The 19,258-nt window shown below is 65.8% G+C and carries 15 protein-coding genes, 1 tRNA gene and 1 pseudogene; 6 read left to right on the plus strand and 11 right to left on the minus strand.

From position 1 onward, the window contains the following. Positions 1-196 precede the first annotated feature (196 nt). The 3 genes from yidC to rpmH are packed head-to-tail and all read right to left on the minus strand — an operon-like array spanning position 197 to position 2,534. The gene (yidC, locus tag ATB98_RS04050; protein ID WP_066869405.1) at positions 197-1,981 is read right to left on the minus strand and encodes a membrane protein insertase YidC; all 1,785 of its coding nucleotides are present in this window, start codon (positions 1,979-1,981) and stop codon (positions 197-199) included. Then, a complete protein-coding gene (gene rnpA, locus ATB98_RS27780) occupies positions 1,981-2,379 on the minus strand; it encodes a ribonuclease P protein component (RefSeq protein WP_084435279.1) in 399 nt (132 codons plus the stop codon). Before rnpA ends, yidC begins: the two co-directional genes overlap by 1 nt. A 20-nt stretch (positions 2,380-2,399) precedes the next feature. Continuing rightward, positions 2,400-2,534 carry a 50S ribosomal protein L34 gene (gene rpmH / locus ATB98_RS27785; RefSeq protein ID WP_077068067.1) on the minus strand — a complete coding sequence of 45 codons (135 nt, stop codon included), beginning with the start codon at positions 2,532-2,534 and terminating at the stop codon, positions 2,400-2,402. A 337-nt stretch (positions 2,535-2,871) separates the two neighbouring features. On the opposite strand from rpmH, the gene ATB98_RS04060 reads away from it, so the two are divergent. The 5 genes from ATB98_RS04060 (at position 2,872) to ATB98_RS04080 (ending at position 9,057) form a co-directional block, all read left to right on the plus strand. Then, entirely contained in the window at positions 2,872-4,866 is a 1,995-nt protein-coding gene (locus ATB98_RS04060; RefSeq protein ID WP_066869412.1) for a methyl-accepting chemotaxis protein, read from the plus strand. A 217-nt stretch (positions 4,867-5,083) separates the two neighbouring features. After that, positions 5,084-5,884: a TVP38/TMEM64 family protein gene (locus ATB98_RS04065; RefSeq protein WP_066869415.1), complete on the plus strand. Its 801-nt coding sequence runs from the start codon at positions 5,084-5,086 to the stop codon at positions 5,882-5,884. Between the two features lie 24 nt (positions 5,885-5,908). Beyond that, positions 5,909-7,330, plus strand: a complete 1,422-nt coding sequence (locus tag ATB98_RS04070) for a dihydrolipoyl dehydrogenase family protein (RefSeq protein WP_066869418.1) — start codon at positions 5,909-5,911, stop codon at positions 7,328-7,330. Between the two features lie 21 nt (positions 7,331-7,351). Then, positions 7,352-8,833 carry a sensor histidine kinase gene (locus tag ATB98_RS04075; RefSeq protein WP_066869421.1) on the plus strand — a complete coding sequence of 494 codons (1,482 nt, stop codon included), beginning with the start codon at positions 7,352-7,354 and terminating at the stop codon, positions 8,831-8,833. Positions 8,834-8,980: 147 nt separating this feature from the next. Continuing rightward, positions 8,981-9,057 (plus strand) — tRNA-Arg (locus ATB98_RS04080). Positions 9,058-9,285: 228 nt separating this feature from the next. Here the strand turns inward: ATB98_RS04080 and ATB98_RS04085 are convergent. The 8 genes and pseudogenes from ATB98_RS04085 to ATB98_RS04115 all read right to left on the minus strand — a co-directional run bounded on the left by ATB98_RS04085 (position 9,286) and on the right by ATB98_RS04115 (position 18,326). Beyond that, positions 9,286-10,275, minus strand: coding sequence for a carbon-nitrogen hydrolase family protein (locus ATB98_RS04085; RefSeq protein ID WP_066869424.1), 990 nt, complete (start codon positions 10,273-10,275; stop codon positions 9,286-9,288). A 362-nt stretch (positions 10,276-10,637) separates the two neighbouring features. Next, on the minus strand, positions 10,638-11,108 hold the full coding sequence (locus ATB98_RS04090) for an aminoacyl-tRNA deacylase (protein ID WP_066869484.1): 471 nt from the start codon (positions 11,106-11,108) through the stop codon (positions 10,638-10,640). Positions 11,109-11,238: 130 nt separating this feature from the next. Beyond that, positions 11,239-11,667 carry a DUF1810 domain-containing protein gene (locus ATB98_RS27790; RefSeq protein ID WP_084435281.1) on the minus strand — a complete coding sequence of 143 codons (429 nt, stop codon included), beginning with the start codon at positions 11,665-11,667 and terminating at the stop codon, positions 11,239-11,241. 111 nt (positions 11,668-11,778) lie between these two features. Continuing rightward, positions 11,779-12,354: pseudogene (locus tag ATB98_RS04095) on the minus strand (IMPACT family protein); the annotation flags it as partial. Positions 12,355-12,622: 268 nt separating this feature from the next. Continuing rightward, positions 12,623-16,330 carry a trifunctional transcriptional regulator/proline dehydrogenase/L-glutamate gamma-semialdehyde dehydrogenase gene (gene putA, locus ATB98_RS04100; RefSeq protein ID WP_066869427.1) on the minus strand — a complete coding sequence of 1,236 codons (3,708 nt, stop codon included), beginning with the start codon at positions 16,328-16,330 and terminating at the stop codon, positions 12,623-12,625. Between the two features lie 189 nt (positions 16,331-16,519). After that, on the minus strand, positions 16,520-16,834 hold the full coding sequence (locus ATB98_RS04105) for a YkgJ family cysteine cluster protein (RefSeq protein ID WP_066869430.1): 315 nt from the start codon (positions 16,832-16,834) through the stop codon (positions 16,520-16,522). Positions 16,835-16,917: 83 nt separating this feature from the next. After that, positions 16,918-17,724 carry a 2', 3'cyclic nucleotide phosphodiesterase SpdA gene (gene spdA / locus ATB98_RS04110; protein ID WP_066869433.1) on the minus strand — a complete coding sequence of 269 codons (807 nt, stop codon included), beginning with the start codon at positions 17,722-17,724 and terminating at the stop codon, positions 16,918-16,920. A 149-nt stretch (positions 17,725-17,873) separates the two neighbouring features. Beyond that, entirely contained in the window at positions 17,874-18,326 is a 453-nt protein-coding gene (locus ATB98_RS04115) for a sel1 repeat family protein (protein ID WP_234781862.1), read from the minus strand. Positions 18,327-18,535: 209 nt separating this feature from the next. On the opposite strand from ATB98_RS04115, the gene ATB98_RS04120 reads away from it, so the two are divergent. Next, the gene (locus ATB98_RS04120) at positions 18,536-19,156 is read left to right on the plus strand and encodes a FecR family protein (protein ID WP_066869436.1); all 621 of its coding nucleotides are present in this window, start codon (positions 18,536-18,538) and stop codon (positions 19,154-19,156) included. The last annotated feature ends 102 nt before the right edge of the window (positions 19,157-19,258 follow it).

Genomic DNA, 19,258 nt, shown 5'->3' on the forward strand with positions numbered 1-19,258 from the left:
TCCGAAGCATCTGCGGCTGCGCTGGAAAGGGGGGAGGTCGCCGCCGAATCGCATCCGATACCGCGCAGTGAAATCAATAACGGGTGATGCCTGCGCTGCGCGGCGGCATCAACGCCACTGAATGTCGCGCGAAGGCGCTGAAACGAAAAAGCCCCGGGCATGAGGTCCAGGGCTTCGCAGAGGCTGTGTCCGCCGGCTATTCCGCCGGCTTGGGTTTCTTCGTGAACAGACCCTTCAGATTGTCGAAGAGTTCGATCTTCACGCCCTGGCGCTTCATGATGATCCCCTGCTGGAGGATCGACAGCGTGTTGTTCCAGGCCCAGTAGATCACGAGACCGGCCGGGAACGAGGCCAGCATGAAGGTGAAGACCACCGGCATCCAGGTGAACAGCATCGCCTGGGTCGGATCCGGCGGCGTCGGGTTCATGCGCATCTGCAGGAACATGGTGATGCCCATGATGATCGGCCAGACGCCGAGATGCAGGAAGGCCGGCGCATCGAAGGGAAGCAGGCCGAAGAGGTTGACGATCGTCGTCGGATCGGGTGCGGAGAGATCCTTGATCCAGCCGAAGAACGGGGCATGGCGCATCTCGATGGTGATGTAGATCACCTTGTAGAGAGCGAAGAACACCGGGATCTGGATGAGGATCGGCCAGCAGCCGGCCAGCGGGTTGATCTTCTCGTCCTTGTAGAGCTGCATCATCGCCTGCTGCAGGCCCATGCGGTCGTCGCCGAACTTCTTCTTCAATTCCTCCATCTTCGGCTGCACCTTCTTCATGTTCGCCATCGACGCATACTGCCGGTTGGCGAGCGGGAAGAAGAGGAGCTTGACGACGATCGTGGTGATCAGGATCGCGACGCCGAAATTGCCGAAGAGACGGAAGAAGAAATCCATCATCTTGAACATCGGTTTGGTGATGAAATAGAACCAGCCCCAGTCGATCAGCTTGTCGAAGTTGGGAATCGCATAGGCGACTTCGTAGTTGTCGACGACCGGAACTTCCTTGGCGCCGGCGAAAACGAGGTTCTTAACTTCCGAGGTCTGGCCGGGGGCGATGGTGATCGCATCGCCCTTGTAGTCGCTCTGGTAGCGGGCGCGACCGTCGGTGAAGTGCGAGAAACGGGTGTCGAAGGGCGTGGCCTGCGGCGGAACGATCGCGGTCGCCCAGTATTTGTCGGTGATGCCGAGCCAGCCGCCGGTCGCCTTGCCGGGCTCGACGGATTTATCGTCCTCGATCTTGGAGTATCCGTATTCCTGCAGGCCGTTATCGCCGGCAACGCCGATGAAGCCTTCGTGCAGGACGTAGATGCTCGGCGTCGTCGGCTTGTTGAAGCGGGTGACGCGGCCGTAGGAAGAGAGCGAAATCGGTGCGGAGGTTGCGTTCTTGATGCTGTCGACGACCTGGAACATGTAGCGGTCGTCAACCGAGATCGTCCGGGTGAAGGTGGTACCCTTATCGTTGGTATAGGTCAGCGTCACCGGCGTGGAGGGAGTGAGCTTGTCGCTGCCCGCAAGCGTCCACACGGTCTGCGGCCCCGGTACCGCTCCGGTCGCATCGGAGCCGATATAGCCGATTTCGGTGAAATAGCCGTCGACGGTGTCCGCCGGGCTCAAAAGGGTGATGACCGGGCTCTTCGGGTCGACGGTCTCGTGGTAGCCCTTGAGCTTCAGGTCGTCGAAGCGCGCGCCGGTCAGGTTGATGGAGCCGGAAAGCGCCGGCGTGTCGATCGCGACGCGCGCCGACTTGGCGATCGCCTGGTCGCGGCTTTCGCCGCCCGGGATCGCGCCGCTGCCCGGCAGCGTCTGTCCCGGTGCCGTCGGCTGGGTGGCCGGCTGCTGCTGGACCTGCTGCGTCTGCTGGGCTTTTTCCGCGGCAACGCGGTCCTTCTCCATCTTCGGATTGACATAGAAGAACTGCCAGGCGACGAGGATCAGCACGGAGAGCGCGATCGCCACGAAATAATTGCGGTTGTTTTCCATCAGTGTTTCCTGGAACCGGCCGGCGGCCGCTTCTGTTTCGGCTTGTTTTCGATGCGATCCCGGAGCGCCCGAGTCAATGCGTCAAAGGAAGCATTCAGGAGATCGCGCCGGGCGACAATCACATAGTCGTGTCCGGGTTTCATTGCAAACCCGGCGGAAAGCCGCACGGCTTCTTTGAGGCGTCGGCGCATCCGGTTTCGCTCGACGGCATTGCCGTGTTTCTTGGTGACGGTGAAGCCGACCCGCGGCTCGCCTTCCGGATCGTTCCGGTCGAGCACTTCGAGGAGAAATAGCGGCCCTTTGCGGCTTTCTCCAGCTCTGACCGTCAAAAACTGCGGACGGCTTTTCAGCCGCCCGACAGTCGTCTTGTCTTTATCTGACGTCATGTGCCCGGACATATGTTTCGGGCAGGCTCGGCTCAGGCCGAAAGACGCTTGCGGCCACGAGCCCGGCGGGCTGCGAGAACCTTGCGGCCACCCTTGGTGGACATGCGTGCACGGAAGCCGTGACGGCGCTTGCGAACAAGCTTGGACGGTTGGTAGGTACGCTTCATTTATTTAAATACCGCGGTGTGCGGCCCTTCTTGAGTTTGCGTGATGCAAGAGCGTTTACGCGACCGGACATGGCTCCGCCTTCGGGCGGTGCGACCGGACGTGCGCGGCTTATAGGGATAAAAGCCCGGCAAAGTCAATTCCCGCTCTACTGCTTCACGAGGCGCCGGAGCTCGCAGCGCTTCAGTGGCCGGGACACCGCCCCAGCCAGGGGCATCCTAAAAATCGAGTGGGACCGATGAGCATTTTGTTAACCACGCATATTTTAGCATTTTCTTGATTGCGTGTGGGACGCAGTATTTTGCTCGTCCTGGGCGAGTGCGGGGAGGGGGACAGGAAATGCGAATTCGTGGGAAGATATACCTGATCGTCGGCATCATGAGCGTGCTGGCGATCGCCATTACCGGCATGTCGTTGCTCATCGTGTCCAGGTACAACGACAAGCTCGACCAGTTCCAGAATGCGTCCGAACGGGCATTCAAGGGCGAGCGGCTCAACCGCCTCGTCACCGCGGTCGTCATGGAATCGCGCGGCATCTACGCGGCTGCGACGATCGAAAAGGCCACGCCCTTCGCCGAGGGCATCGACAAGAACCTTGCCAAGATCGAGGCGCTCCTGAAGGACTGGCGTCCGCTGGTGCCGGCAGACAGGCTGTCCTCCTTCGACGCGGTGGCGCGCCGCGCGGAAGAGTTCAAGATGTTCCGCACGGAAACGGCGCGTCTCGGTCGCGAGGTGTCGCCGCAGGCCGCTAACGAGCAAGGCAACAACGAGGCGAACCGCGCAAACCGCAAGGCCTTCCAGGCCGAAATCGACGTGGTCGTCGACGCGGATATTCAATCGCTCGAGGTGATTACCGCCGAAATCGCCGCCTTCGAACGCTCGGTCGTCCTCATTCTTCTCGGCATTGCCGGCATCGGCATGACGACCGGCATCGGCGCGGCTTTCTACATCGGCACCAACCAGCTCAGCCGTCCGATCGTCGACCTGACCTGCCGGATGAAGCAGCTTGCCGGCGGCGATCTTTCGGTCGACGTGCCTTTCGCCGGCCGCAGGGACGAGATCGGCGACATGGCGGCGGCCGTCGAAATCTTCAAGGAGAACGGGCTTGCGGTGCGCGAGCTCAATGCCCAGGAGGCGGCGCTGCGCGAAAAGAGCGCCGATCTGCAGTCGAGCATCGCCATGGTCGTGGCGGCCGCTGCCGCCGGCGATTTCACCAGGCGCATCGGCAAGGACTATGACAATGAAGACCTCAACCGCTTCGCCGCGAGCGTGAACGAGCTGGTCGGCAGCGTCGACAGCGGCATCGCCGAGACGCGCCGCGTCATCGCAAGCCTTGCCGCCGGCGACCTGACGCAAAGCATGAACGGCCAGTTCCACGGCGCCTTCGCCGAGCTGCAGACGAATGTCAACGAGACGCTTTCGACCTTGCAGAACACGCTGCGCGATATCCGCCTCGCGACCGATTCGATCAACGGCAACGCGTCGGAACTCAGGACGGCCGCCGACGACCTGTCGAAGCGCACGGAGCAGCAGGCCGCATCGCTGGAGGAAACCTCGGCCGCCCTCGACGAGATCACGGCCGCGGTCAGGAGCTCGACCGAGCGGGCGCAGGAAGCGACGGTGATGGTCACCGAGGCGAAGGGCAGTGCCGCCGAGTCCGCCTCCGTCGTCCGCAACGCCATCGACGCCATGGGCCGCATCGAACAGGCCTCGAGCGAGATCGGCCAGATCACCAACGTCATCGACGAGATCGCCTTCCAGACGAACCTCCTGGCGCTCAATGCCGGCGTCGAGGCGGCGCGCGCCGGGGACGCCGGCAAGGGCTTCGCGGTCGTCGCGCAGGAAGTGCGCGAACTGGCCCAACGCGCCGCCAGCGCCGCCAAGGACATCAAGGCGCTGATCTCGAAGTCCGGCGACGAAGTGGCGACCGGCGTCAAGCTCGTCCAGGCGACGGGAGCGGCGCTCGGCGAAATCGAGACGCGGGTCCTGAAGATCAACGACCACATCCATTCGATCGCGACCGCCGCGCGCGAGCAGTCGACCGGTCTTGGCGAGGTCAGCGCCGCCGTCAACCAGATGGACCAGGTGACCCAGCGCAACGCCGCGATGGTGGAGGAGGCGAACGCCGCGACGCACAAGCTCTCCGCCGAGGCCGACGGTCTCGCGAGCCTTATCTCCTACTTCAAGGTCGATCGCGAAACGGCGCGCACCGTCGCGCCGGCCACCGAGACGAGCCGCCCCGTCGCCTCGCCGGCGCGGCGCATGCTGGGCAGCGTGGCGCGCGCCTTCGGCGGCTCGGCCGCGCCGGCCCGGGACGACTGGCAGGAATTCTGAGCCCTGGCTCATCGCGAATGATCTCGCGGCGATCGGTTGGCCGCCGCGAGACGCATTTTCCTTCTGCGACGGCAATGAGCCTTCCACCCTTTCACGGCAACGTGACTTGCCACGCCCACCCGGTCACGCTGTCGTTTGGAGACGCGACCATTCGTTATTGGTTTCGGGCGTCAAATCCTCCTACGTCAGGGACAGAACTCGCCGAAAGCAAAGCCGCATGAGCCAGGGTGCCAGCAACGGGGCAAAGGAAAGTCCGGCTCCGAATTCGCCGTCGAGCCGGTACGACGAGGCGCCCCTGCCGCGCCGCTCCCCCTGGCGTTTCGTGCCGTTCGTCGTTCTCCTCGTCGGCGGGGGCGTCGGCTACGCGCTCGGCCTGCAGGACGATCTTTCGCTTTCGGCGCTTGCCCATCACCGCGAAGCGCTCGCCGCGCATGTCGAGGCTTATCCGTTCCGCTCGGCGCTCGTCTTCTTCGCCGTCTACGTGACGGTCGTCGTCTTCTCGATCCCCGCGGCGTCGGTGCTGACGATCTCCGCCGGATTCCTGTTCGGCTGCCTTGCCGGCGCGGCGATTGCGGTCGTGGCTGCGGCCGTCGGTTCCTGCCTGCTTTTCCTCGCCGCCCGCGGCGCCCTCAGCGATGTTCTCAGGCGCCGCGCCGGCGGCTTCTCGGCACGTCTTGCCGAAGGCTTCCGGCGCAATGCCTTCCTCTACCTCCTGATCCTGCGGCTGGCGCCGGTCTTTCCCTTCTTCGTGGTCAATATCGCGCCGGCCTTCTTCGACGTGAAGCTGCGCACCTACGCCGCCGCCACCCTGATCGGCATCGTGCCGGGCGCTCTCGCCTATGCCTGGCTCGGCGACGGCCTCGACGAGGTGATCGTCCGTGCCGGGGCGAGCGGCCGCGAACTGTCGCTGGCCGACTTCGCGACCTGGAACGTTTCGCTGGCGCTCATCGCCCTTGCGCTCATCGCGGCGTTGCCTTTGGCCTTGAGGCTAATACAGTCGCGCCGCAAAGCGACGTGATGGGCCGGGGAGGGCGCGGGCCGCGTGACGAAGATACTCACTCCCGATATCTGCGTGATCGGCGGCGGCGCTGCCGGGCTGTCGGTGGCGGCGGGCGCGGCCGCCTTCGGCGTGCCCGTCGTCCTCATCGAACGCGGGCGGATGGGGGGCGATTGCCTGAACTACGGCTGCGTGCCGTCGAAGGCGCTGATCGCGGCGGCGAAGCACGCCGAGGCAATCCGCAAGGCGGCGGAATTCGGTATTGCGGCGGGGGAGCCGGTCGTCGACTACGAGCGGCTGCAGGCACGCATCCGCTCCGTCGTCGACGGGATTGCGCCGCATGATTCGGTCGAGCGCTTCACGAGCCTCGGCGTCGAGGTGATCGAGGCCACCGCCCGCTTCGTCGATGAGCGGACGGTCTCCGCTGGCGACCGCCTCATCCGCGCCCGGCGCTTCGTCATCGCGACCGGCTCGTCCCCCGCCATTCCCCCTATCCAGGGGCTCGGCGAGGTGTCGTTTCTCACCAACGAGACGCTTTTCGAGCTGAAACGCCTGCCCGGCCATCTCGCCGTCATCGGCGCCGGAGCCGTCGGGCTAGAGATGGCCGCCGCCTATCGCCGCCTGGGCACGCAGGTGACCGTCGTCGACGAGGCCGCGGCTCTCTCGCGGCAGGACCCGGAACTGGCGGCGATCGTGCTCGACGGACTGCGCGCGGAAGGCACGGTGCTTCATGAGCGCACGACGATCCGCTCGGTCGAGCGGACGGAAAACGGCGTCCGGCTTCTCTGCGAAAGGGACGGCGGCCCTTTCCGGCTCGATGCAAGCGATCTGCTCATCGCCGCCGGCCGCGCGCCCAACCACCTCGCGCTTGATCTCGACGCCGCCGGCATTCGCCACGATGCCAGGGGCATCAGGGTCGGAGCGGATTTGAGGACGAGCAATCGCCGCGTCTACGCGATCGGCGATGCGGCGGGCGGGCGGTTCACCCACGAGGCGGCCCATCACGCGCGTCTGGTCGTGCAGCGGATCCTGTTCCGCCTGCCGGCCGGCAGGCGGCGCGACATCGTTCCGCGGGTGATCTTCACCGATCCGGAACTGGCCGAGGTCGGGCTGACCGAGCAGCAGGCGCGTGAAAAATACGCAGCCGCGGAAACCGTCCGCTGGGCGTATTCCGGCAACGATCGCGCCCGCACCGACGGCCTCGGCCCCGGGCTCGTCAAGGTCGTGGTCGGCAGGCGGGGGCGGATCGTCGGGGCCGGCATCGCCGGCGCCGGGGCAGGGGAAATGATCGGTTTCTGGTCGTTCGCGATCGCCAACCGGTTGACGCTGAAGCACGTCAGCGGCTTCGTGCCCGCCTATCCGACCCTCGGCGAGATTGGAAAACAGGCGGCGATCTCCTATTATTCGCCGATGGCACGAAACCGCTTCGTCCGGCTTGCGATCCGGATGCTGCGCGGTTTCGGCTGACGGCAGGGAATGTTGAAGAGAATGACAGAAGACGCGCGTCCGGCCCACCCGAGTGCGACAGCCCGAGCGGCACCCGGCTTCCTGCGCGGGCTGTCGGGCAAGCTCTTGTTGCTGACGATCGCCTTTGTCATGCTGGCGGAGGTGCTGATCTTCGTGCCCTCGGTCGCCAACATGCGCATCCGCTGGCTGCAGGACCGGCTGAACACGGTCGCCGCCGCGGCCGTCGTCGTCGACGGCCTGCAGAACGTCGAGCTTCCGCGCGCCGTCCAGCGCGAGACCCTGATGGCGACCGGCACCAAGGCGATCGTCATCCGCCGCAAGGACGCGTCGCGGATGATCGCCAGCGTCGACATGCCCCCGGCGATCGACGGCGAATACGACATCGCCAATTTCACGGCGCTCGGGGCCATCCGCGACGCCTTCGACACGCTGATCTTCGGCGGCCACCGGATCGTCCGCGTCTACGGGCCGCTCGGCGAGGGCGACGCGACGATCGAGCTGGTGATGAAGGACGGGAAGCTGCGCACCGCCATGCTCGTCTATTCCCGTAACGTCTTCCTGCTGTCGATCGTCATCTCGCTGATCACAGCGACGCTGATCTTCCTGGCCATCAACCGCATGCTGATCGTCCCGATCAGGCGGCTGACCAAGAGCATGCAGGAATTTTCCGACGAACCGTCGAGCCCCGAGCGCGTGCTCGTGCCGCCGCAAGGTGAGGACGAGCTGGCGGTCGCCGGCCAGCATCTCGCCAGCATGCAGCGCGAGCTGCAGAAGACCTTGAAGCAGCAGAGAAGCCTCGCCGAGCTCGGCCTTGCCGTGTCGAAGATCAACCACGACATGCGCAACATCCTCTCCTCCGCACAGCTCATTTCCGACCGGCTCGCCGACGTCGACGATCCCGTGGTCAAGCGCTTCGCACCGACCTTGCTCAGGACCATCGACCGCGCGGTCGGCTACACCCATGAGGTGCTTTCCTACGGGCGCACCGCCGAGGCCGAGCCGCATCGCCGTTTCGTGGCGCTGAAGCCTCTCGTCGAGGACGTCGCCGAACTGCTCGCGGTCGATCGCCAGAGCGGCATCGATTTCGACGTCCAGATCCGCGACGACGTGGTGGTCGATGCCGATAGCGAGCAGCTCTTCCGCGTCGTCCACAACATCTGCCGCAACGCGGTCGAGGCGCTGACGAACCACGAGCCGGAGGATGGCCGCTCGCGGCGGGTCTCCGTTTCGGCGGTGCGGACGGGAAGCGTGGTGACGATCTCCATCGACGATACCGGTCCCGGCCTGCCGCCCAAGGCGCGCGAAAACCTCTTCGCCGCCTTCCGCGGCTCGGCGCGCTCCGGCGGCACCGGCCTCGGCCTCGCCATCGCCCGCGAACTGGTGCTCGCCCATGGCGGCACCATCGCGCTGGTGGAAAAACCGACCCCCGGCACGCTCTTCCGCATCGAACTGCCGGACCGGCCGGTACGGCTCGATGCCTTCCGCGCCAAGGGCCGCTCCTGATTTTCCGCCCGGGCACGCCGGCACCGATCCGATGTCCCCGCAAACGTCACTGCAAAAATGAATTTTTTTGCCGAAAGGCGCTTGCAATCCCCAAAAGGACGCTTTAGAGGATCGCCACGCAAGCGGTGGTCACCGCTTCCAAGGCAAGCACCCGTAGCTCAGCTGGATAGAGCACCAGACTACGAATCTGGGGGTCAGGAGTTCGAATCTCTTCGGGTGCGCCATTTTTCCTTTCAGTCGATTGCCACCAAATTTTGCCCCGCTGGTCATCATCGACCGGTCTCTTGATGCATGTCCCCCGCGCTCCGAAAGAATCGCCGAACATCGTTGCGCGGCGCTGAATAGCCTCCGTGGTCGCCTCGAAAAAAAGGCAGCCCCTATGACAGACTGCGGGCCCAAAGCGGTCATCGGAAGGCCGGCGGGGCGTCTTGCCCCCTGACCACAGGTGATCATCAAAACAGGTTGCGGCTGTCGCTCCTCGGATCGCCGTTCACCTGAAGAGGGCCGTAAAGATCGGCACGGGCCTTTCGCCGCCACGGTCGCGCGGGATTCTCCCGATCGATGGTGATGTCCGCTACAGCAACAGCGGGCGCACCATCTGCCGCACATCGTGCCGCCCAGTGACCGGCGGGCGCTGCCACCCCCGCAGGGGCGGCGATGCTCTGTGGCGCGTGGGCGGCATAGCTGACCCAAAATGCATTGCTTGCAGCGTGCCCCAATACCTCTGCTTCGAAAGCTGGTGCGGCGGAAGGCGTCTCGCCTGTGGTTGAGAACAGGACGCAATCCGCTTCATGCCGTTCATACTCGGTGAAAATTTCCGGAAAGTGCGCTTCCATACCGAGGGCGCAGCCAAAGCGCACACCATCGACGTCAAACGTCACCGGGACTTTTCCTGGCGAATACATGAAGGAGATTTTCGTGTTCGATAGCATCCGCTCGTCGTAGCGGGTCACCAGCGCCCCACGATCAGAAAGGACATACAGGCTATTGTGCGGGCGATGTGGCGGAGTGAGCTGATGAACCGAGCCGAACACCGTCCATAGCTTGAGCTCCTTCGCGAGCTTGCTGGTCGCGTCCAGTTCCTCACGTAGAACCGCCCATTCAAATCTCGCCCAATCAGAAGGGGCGATTTCTCTGGGGCCACTCTCAGACATAACCCGCTTGTTGGGAGAGCACGTCGCTCCCTCCGGGAAATGTATAAGGCGAGCTCCGGCCTTATGAGCCTCCTCCATGAGGCTGCGCATTTCTGCGCCGCAGGCGTGAAGCGCCGCAGTGTCGCGTGGATCGTTGAACAGTGATGATTGCGCTACAGCCAACCGAATTGACCGGATCGCGGAATCGTCCCCTCGGCGGCGGATGTGTTGGAGAGCTGCGGTGTAAGATTCGCCGGTCTTGGCTGCGCGAGCACGTACACGGCGTTTGAGATTTCCGTTTTGCGTCATTGTCAGGCCTTTCACGTCCCGGACGCAGTTCCCCAGCAACCCGGCCGAAACGATTGGACCCAAGACAGCGACCTGAGACGGAAGTCCCTTTGCCTCCGATAAAGACCATGCTGGGGAAGGTCTTGCGGGGGTTAGGCGTAGGCCACGCCACGGGAAGAATGGCGGTCCGATGTCGATTCGTCAACCGATCGCGAAGGCCAATTCTGGCGCGAACCTGCTCGTCTCGAGAGCATCACGAACGACGATCTTTCCTCCTCCCACGACGGACAGAGTGCCCCACTGCGGCCGCGCGCCGCTACGGCGCGCGGAACTGCCTCCGTTCCGCGTCGCCAGTGAATGGCCCGACGTGCTGGCTCACCCGCCTATGACGGATGGCTGAAGCGGGCGATTTGCGCATCCTTCGTCAGGTTGCGGAAGTTGTCGCCGCTCATGTGCACCAGCGTCCTATGGTCGCCGGCCTCGAAATAGACGTCGCTCGCCTTGTCGAGGCTCTCGTCGAGGATGACGGGAACATCGTAGGCCGAGCCGATCGGCGGCACCGCTCCCGTTTCACAATCGGCAAAGAGCGTGCTGACCTCCTCCTCCGAGGCAAGCCCGAGCCGCCTGTGCATGACGTCCTGAAGCGTGGAGAGCTCGACGCGATGCGTGCTCGGAACGACGGCAAGCACGTAGCCCATTTCGTGGTGGACGACCACGGATTTGGCGAGCCTGTTGCCCGGCACGTGCGCTGCCTGCGCCGATTGGCTGGTCGTTGCGGTCCGATGGTGAGCGACGGTGTCGTAGCTGATGCCTTCGCCGTCGAGGTAATCCTGAAGTTTCTTGGCCATCGTCATCGTGGACACCCCTTCTTAAGTGGTGGCGCGGAAGACGATTATTCTCCTCTGATAACGTGCGGAGTCAACGATGTGCTGCTGCTTGCTCTTCCCAGGCGCCGGCCTCCTCTCTTTGAAGGCGCGTCGGAATTCAGTTGCGGCCGAAAATCTCGAGCGTCCTCGGGTCGCGAACGCCGTCGAAATAGTGGTCGAGCGCTCTCGCGAAGGCGCCGATCGTCGGGGCGGCCGCTTCGAACAGGGTCATCGATGAGCGGAACTTCAGGTCGTCCGGCCGGCCGAAGATTTCGAGGGCGCTGCGCCCTTCGACGGCATTGACGGCTTCCGTGCATTCGACGATGCGCCGGCCGAGCAGCGCGTGCCTCAGATAGGCCCGCGCCTCGTCGAGGCCCGACAGCGCGTAATATTGCGCCGTCGGCGAATGGCCGAGGCCGGCGATCTGCGGAAAGATGAACCACATCCAATGGGTCCGCTTGGCGCCGGCGCGAAGTTCGGCGAGCGCCGTCGCATAGGTGCCTTCCTGCGCCTCAACGAAGCGCTCGAGGTCGAAGCCGTCGCTCATCTCGCCTTCCTTGCGGAGTTGGAAGAGCCTACCACCGCCGATGAACATGAACCTTGATGAGGCGGTCGTAAAGCGCGGCGATCGTCGCGCGTCGACCGGCGCACATTCGTCGAGCGAGACGATCGCCTTGCCGCGCGTGAGGTCGGTCACGAGCGCAAGCGTCTCCTGCGCCGCGTCCCGCCGCATCTCGATCGTGAGCAGCGCTCCGTTTTCCGTGAAGGTCTCGCCGGCGATCGTGACCTGACGCGCCGTCAGCCGCGCCTTGATCAGCGCCAGGTCGGCGAAGTCGCAGGCGATCGTTGCGCGCTGCCTGTCGACAAGCTCGGTCTTCGCCGCTGCCCTGAGGCAGAGCGCGGCGGTGCCCCCATAGGCCCGCACCAGCCCGCCGCTGCCGAGCAGGATGCCGCCGAACCAGCGCGTGACGACGACCGCCACCCGGTCGAGCGACTGGCCGTCGATCGCCGCGAGGATCGGCTTGCCGGCGGTGCCGCTCGGCTCGCCGTCGTCGCTGAAGCGGTAGGCCTGGCCGATGCGCCAGGCCCAGCAATTGTGGTTGGCGCCGGCGTCGGAATGCGCGGCAAGAAATGCCTTGGCCGACTGCTCGTCCTCGATCGGGCCGGCGATCGCCAGGAAGCGGCTCTTCTTGATTTCCTGTGCCGAGGTCTCGATGCGCTGAAGGGTGAACATGCGCTTCTTCCGGGTTTGGAGGGTGATAGCGGATTGGGGAAGGGGGCGCCAGAGGTACGCAGGTCATCAGGGGCCGCCCCTCATCCGCCTGCCGGCACCTTCTCCCCGTTCTGACGGGGAGAAGGGGCTCGCGGCGTTGCCTCGCCCCTCGCAAATTTGCTGCGAGCGATGCCGTCAGCGCTGGGGACGTCCCTCTCTCCCCGCGCGCGTCCGCGCGCGGGGAGAGAGGGCTAGGGTGAGGGGCACATCCGGAGCGCCGACGTCGCGATCAGCCGATCGCCATCAGGCTGGCATTGCCGCCGGCTGCTGCCGTGTTGATGGAGGTCGAGACTTCCTCCACCAGCCAGTTCAGGCAATAGGCGTCCGGGTTTCGGGCGAGTTCCTCGCCCAAGGCGGCCTGGACGAGCAGCAAGGGGCCGGGCAGTGCCGCGATCGCCTTGTTGAGCTCGCGGATGCGGTCGGCGTCGCCCTCGACGAGCGCGCCGGCAAACGGGCCGTCGGCCGCCCAGTCCTTCGACCAGGAGACGCGGAGCGCCACGCTCTGGGGCAGGCCCTTGAGCGAGGCCTGCAGGCCCGAGGCTGCGTCGACGACGACGCCGTTGCCGGTCGCAAGCGCCGCGCCGAGCTGGTGGTAGAGCCCGGACTCGGTCGCCGGCACGAGGAGGATGCGTCCGCGCGGATGCAGCGCATAGAGATTGCGTTCGCCGACCGGGCCGGGGAGTTCCAGTTCCAGCCCGAGCGCCGAACTGCTGCCGGCATTGCGGGCGGCTTCGGCGTCCGCCCGGGCGCCCTTGCCGTCGAGCCACTTGGCGAAGTCGAGGAGGGCCGGGTCGGTGTGCACCGAGCTGTGCTGCGGCGGTACCGGCGCCGTCGTCACCAGCCGGCCGAGATAGAGCGGGCCGCCGGCCTTGGGACCGGTGCCGGAAAGGCCGCGGCCGCCGAAGGGCTGCACGCCTACCACCGCGCCGATGATGTTGCGGTTGACATAGAGGTTGCCGGCCTTGATGCGGCTCGTCACATGGGCGATCGTTTCGTCTAGGCGTGTGTGCAGGCCGAAGGTCAGCCCGTAGCCGGTGGCGTTGATGTCCTCGATCAGCCGGTCGAGATCGTCGCGGCGATAGCGGATGACATGCAACACCGGCCCGAAGACCTCGCGCTTCAGATCGGAGAGCCTGGTGAGTTCGATGATCGTCGGCGGCACGAAGGTGCCCTGTCCCGTCTCGGCGGCAAGGCCGATCTGCTCCACCTTCCGGCCGAGCCCGCACATCGTCTCGATGTGCTTTTCGATGATGTCCTTGGCCTCGGCCGTGATGACCGGACCGACGTCGACCGAGAGGCGATCGGTGCGGCCGATCTGCAACTCGTGCAGCGCCCCTTTGAGCATGGTCAGGATGCGATCGGCCACATCCTCCTGCAGGCAGAGCACGCGCAGCGCCGAGCAGCGCTGGCCGGCGCTGTCGAAGGCGGAGGTGATGACGTCGCCGACCACCTGTTCGGCAAGCGCGGAGGAATCGACCACCATGGCGTTCTGGCCGCCGGTCTCGGCGATCAGCGGGATCGGCCGGCCGGCGGGCGAGAGCCGGTCGGCAAGCTGCGCCTGGATGAGCCGCGCGACCTCGGTGGAGCCGGTGAACATCACGCCGGCGATCTCCGGCGCCGCCACCAGCGCCGCGCCGACGCGACCGTCGCCGGGGAGAAGCTGCAGCGCGCCGGCCGGAACGCCGGCCTCGTGCAGGAGGCGCACGCCTTCGGCCGCGACCAGCGGCGTCTCTTCCGCCGGCTTCGCCAGCACCGGGTTGCCGGCGACGAGCGCGGCCGCGATCTGCCCGGTGAAGATCGCCAGCGGGAAGTTCCACGGGCTGATGCAGACGATCGGGCCGAGCGGCCGGTGGGCGGGCCCAAGCGTGCGGCGCGTCTGTTCGGCATAGTAGCGCAGGAAGTCGATCGCCTCGCGCACCTCGGCAATGGCGTTCAGCACCGACTTGCCGGCTTCGCGCATGATCAATCCGAGCAGCGTCTGCATCTGCGCCTGCATCAGGTCGGCCGCCCGCTCGAGACAGGCGGCGCGTTCGGCCGGCGCGGTGGCGGCCCAGCCTGCTGCGGCTTCGGCGGCAAGCCGGGCGGCGCGCCTTGCGTCCTCGTCCGAGGTCTCGGTGACGGAGCCGACGACGTCGCGATGGTCGCCAGGGTTGAGGACCGGCCGCGTTTCGCCGGCGGCCGGCCCGGTTGCAAGCCGCGGCTCGGCCGTCCAGGCCTTCGCGGCGCTCGCCTTCAGCGCTTCCGTCAGCGAAGCGAGCGTCGCCTCGTTGGAAAGATCGAGGCCGGCCGAATTGCTGCGAGACGCGCCGAAGAGCTCGCCCGGCAATGCGATCCTGTCGTGCCTCGCGCCGGCGACCGGCATCGCCCGGACGATTTCGACCGGATCGGCGGTGAGTTCGTCGACCAAAACCTTCGGGTCGTTGATGCGATGGACGAAGGAGGAGTTGGCGCCGTTTTCGAGCAGGCGGCGGACGAGATAGGCGAGCAGCGTCTCATGCGTGCCGACCGGCGCATAGATGCGGCAGGGCCGGTCGAGCTTGCCGGCGCCGACGACCTCCTCGTAGAGCGGCTCGCCCATGCCGTGCAGGCACTGGAACTCGTATTTGCCGACCCGAAAGTCCTTGCCGGCCATGTGGTAGATGGTGGCGAGCGTCTGTGCGTTGTGGGTGGCGAATTGCGGGAAGACCACGTCGCTCGCCGAAAGCAGCTTGCGGGCGCAGGCGACATAGGAGACGTCGGTGTGGATCTTGCGGGTGAAGACCGGAAAATCCTCGAGGCCGTCGATCTGCGCCCGCTTGATCTCGGCGTCCCAATAGGCGCCCTTGACGAGGCGCACCATGATGCGCCGGCCGGAGCGCCGGGCGAGATCGATGATGAAATCGAGCACGAAGGGGCAGCGCTTGCCATAGGCCTGCACGACGAAGCCCATGCCGTCCCAGCCGGAAAGATCGCCGTCGAGGCAGAGCTCTTCCAAAAGGTCGAGCGACAGTTCGAGCCGATCGGCCTCCTCGGCATCGATGTTGAGGCCGATGTCGTAGTTCCTGGCAAGAACGGCGAGCGCCTTCACCTTCGGCAGGAGTTCGCCCATGACGCGCGCCGCCTGGGCGCGCGAATAGCGCGGATGAAGCGCCGAAAGCTTGATCGAGATGCCGGGGCCCTCGTAGATGCCGCGCCCGCCGGAAGCCTTGCCGATGGCGTGGATGGCGCTCTCGTAGTCCTTGTAGTAGCGCGCGGCGTCGGCCGCCGTCGTCGCCGCCTCGCCGAGCATGTCGTAGGAATAGCGGAACCCCTTCTTTTCGAGTTCCCGCGAGCGGCGCAGGGCTTCGTCGATCGTCTCGCCCATGACGAACTGCTCGCCCATCATCCGCATCGCCATGTCGACGCCGCGGCGGATCACCGGCTCGCCGCAGCGGGCGATGAGCCGCGACAGCGCCGCGGCCAGGCTGCGGTCGTTGACCGTCGACGTCAGCTTGCCGGTGACGACGAGGCCCCAGGTCGCGGCATTGACGAAGAGCGAGCGGTTGCCGCCGAGATGCGCCTTCCAGTCGCCGTCGGCAATCTTGTCGCGGATCAGCGCATCGCGCGTCGCGGTGTCAGGAATGCGCAGCAGCGCCTCGGCCAGGCACATGAGCGCGACGCCTTCCTGGCTCGACAGCGAATACTCCTGCACCAGCCCCTCGACGCCCGATCCCGCGTTCTTGGCGCGCAAGGCCTCGATGAGCTTTCGGGCGGTTCCGGCGGCCTTGTCGCGGGTTTCCTTCGGCAGCGTCGCGGCCTCGACGAGCGGCGGCAGGCATTCCGTTTCCGGGCGGCGATAGGCGGCGGTGATCGCCCGGCGCAGCGTGCTTTGCTGCCGGATCGGCGGTGCGAAATCGGCGAACGGCGCGGGGGCGGCCTCGGTCGCGGGCACGGGTTTCTGAAGCGGGCTCTGGCTCATCGGACACTGTCCTCCACGAAAATGCCGGCGGGCGCCTCGCGCGCCCTTGATGTCGTGGGCAGAAGATACGCTTGCTGTCGCCGAACATCCATCCGGCAAATTTCCGCTATCTCAGGATGTTTCCCTATGGAGAACCGCAAAAAGCGATGAGCATACGGAGGATGCTCGAAACTGCCGGATGATCATAGGTCATCTGTCGGTGCCGAAAAGGCGGGCGCGCGCCATCAGGCATTCATCGTCTCCGGGCATGCAGGTGCGGCAGACGATAGGGCGTACGGCATAGACCTTGCAGGCAACGGCACGTCCGAGCGTGCCCTCGAGCGCAGCGCAGCGATCGTTCTCGCAACGCATGCCGCCGAGGTCGGCGGCGACGTAGTCCGCCGGTATGCTGTCGAGCTCCTCCTCCGTCTCCAACGAGAAACGCGGCCACTCTGCCGAATAGGCGCAGCAGGCGCCGCAACTCTGGCAGTCGAAGTCCGGGTTCACGAAAACGGCATGTGTCATCGGCTGAGCCTATCACGAAGCCGACAGGCCCGGAATGGCTTCAGGCCCGTGTTCCATGATTGTCCGAACCGGGCTGGCCTGCATCAGGCGACGGCGGCATCGCGGCTGGCGATCTCGTAGTCCTCGGTGTGGACGAGAACGCCGTCGGCGGTCACCAGCGCAATGCCGTAGGCCGCCGGTTCGTCGACGGAAAGCGAAGCGTCGGGAATATGGAAGGGCATCGGCTGCTGATGCACCGGGCTCTTGAAGATCGAAAAGGGAATGCCGCGGCTGGAGCCGCTGATCGTGCGGTGCACATGGCCGGCGAAGATATGCCGCACGTTGCCGTGCCGTTTCACGAGTTCGTAGAAATCGCCTTCGTTGATGAGGCGGATCATGTCGATGCCGGCAAAGCCGGTCACGTGCGGCGGATGATGCATGAAGATGAGGGCCGGCCGGTCGCCGGCGTCAGCGAGTTGCCGGTCGAGCCAGGAAAGGCGCCGGTCGCAGAGATAGCCGGCATGGCTGACCGGATAGTCGTAGGGCGGCGCATGCAGGGTGTCGAGCAGGATGGCGCGGCAATCGGCGAAATCGATCACCTGCTGGACGAAGCCGTTCTCGTCGGTCGCCGCGTCGGCAAAGACGTCGAGAAAGACCTCGCGCCGGTCATGGTTGCCGACCATGATCGCCGTCGGCGGAACCAGTTCGCCAAGCAGGCCCCTGAGCCGCTCGTAGGATGGGCGGTCGGCCTCGTGCGTGAGGTCGCCGGCAAAGATCACCCGGTCCGCATCGGCATGGTGGCGATTGACATGAGCGATGCCGTTGGCGAGCCGCCGGTAGGGGTCGATCCCGATGATCGTCCCGCCTTCGGGGACCATATGCAGGTCGGTGAAGATGATGAGTTTCGTCATGGCCGCCCGATCAAAGCGCGTGGGCCTTCAGCGGCCGCGCTTCAGGGCTGCAGGCTTTCGGGCGACACGCATTGGATTCCTGTCTCACGCTCACGCGCCCGCAGGCGTCCGTCAAGCGGCATCTTTGGGTGCATGGATCGGGAGCGGGCTTACTGGCTCCCCGGTGCCGCATTCATGCCGGATTGCGCCTGCGCGTAGCGCGCTTCGCTCTCCCCGCGCTCGGCGAGCAGGACGCCGTAACCGGCCATGGCGAGCGCGTGGCCGTTCCGGGCGGCCTCGGCGAGAATCTTTTGCGACGTGAGCGTCTGTCCGGCCCTGTCGAGAACGCGCGCCAGCTGGAACTGCGTGCGCGCGCCGCCATTCTGGTTATAGGCCTCGCGGCAGGCCGAAAGCGCAATGCCGATGCGGATGTCTTCGGCGGCGACGGCCGGAAAGGCCCTGTTGCGTTCCGGATCGAACGCGCTCCCGGCCTCCCGGTCGCATTGTTCGGCGGCACTGAGATCGTCGGCGCGGGCGGAAACCGATGCGGCGGAGAGCAGCACGGCCGCCGCAAGCATGCCCGCCTTGGCGATCAAAATGGTCGAGTCGATCCGGTTCGTCATGATGCTTTCCCTCGTGGCGCGGCGATCCTATCGCGGGCCGCGATGCGCACCTGTTCCGGGGGAAACAGCAGCAAAGCGCGGGAACCGGCGAGCTGCTGCGGGATGAGATGCGTCTTGCATCGCCGAGCCGTGAGTTTATCCTCGGACGAACGCCCGACGGGTCGAGAGCCTCAAGAGGGAGCGCTGCGATGAGGCAGCGGTGGAAGCCGATGCGGCAGCTCGATGTGAACAGACGAATCTTCCTCGGCGGCCTGATGGCGGCGGCGATCGGCAGTCGTTCGGCGCTCGCCGCGACGAGCGCGGTCGTCGGCAAGGCTGAGAAGATCCGCGGCAATGTGCGACGCCGTCAGGGCGAGGACGAGCAGCGGCTCGCCGTCGGCGCCGCCGTCCTCGACAAGGACTATGTCTCGACCAGCACCAACAGCTTCGCCGACCTCGCCTTGAGCCGGACGCGCATCCTGCTCGGCCCCGAGACGGAGCTTTTGATCGACAACTTCATCGCCGAAGAGGGCGGCACGCTCGAACTCGGCGTGGGCCGGATGGTCTTCGACCGGCCCGAAGGCCTGCCGAAGGTGGACGTCGCAGTGCGCACCGCCTTCGGCATGATCGGCGTCCGCGGCACGAAGTTCTTCTGCGGCCCGAGCCGGGCGGCGGCACTCGCCGTCTTCGTCGAGCGCGGCGTCGTCGCCGTCGAGGGCGCCGGCGTCACCCGGACGATTTCCGCCGGCCAGGGCGTCGATTTCGACCGGCCGGGGGCACCGCCGGGCGAACCGACGAACTGGGGGCAGGCGCGGATCCGCGAAGCCTATGCGAGCGTCGGGCTGAGATAGGGGTATCTCGCAAAGGGAGAATGAGGCCTTTGCCCTCTCCCCGTCAGAATGGGGACAGGGGATTTTGGCGGCGCGGCATACCCCTTCTCCCCGTCAAAACGG

The sequence above is a fragment of the Sinorhizobium saheli genome, from assembly GCF_001651875.1.
Classification (GTDB): domain Bacteria; phylum Pseudomonadota; class Alphaproteobacteria; order Rhizobiales; family Rhizobiaceae; genus Sinorhizobium; species Sinorhizobium saheli.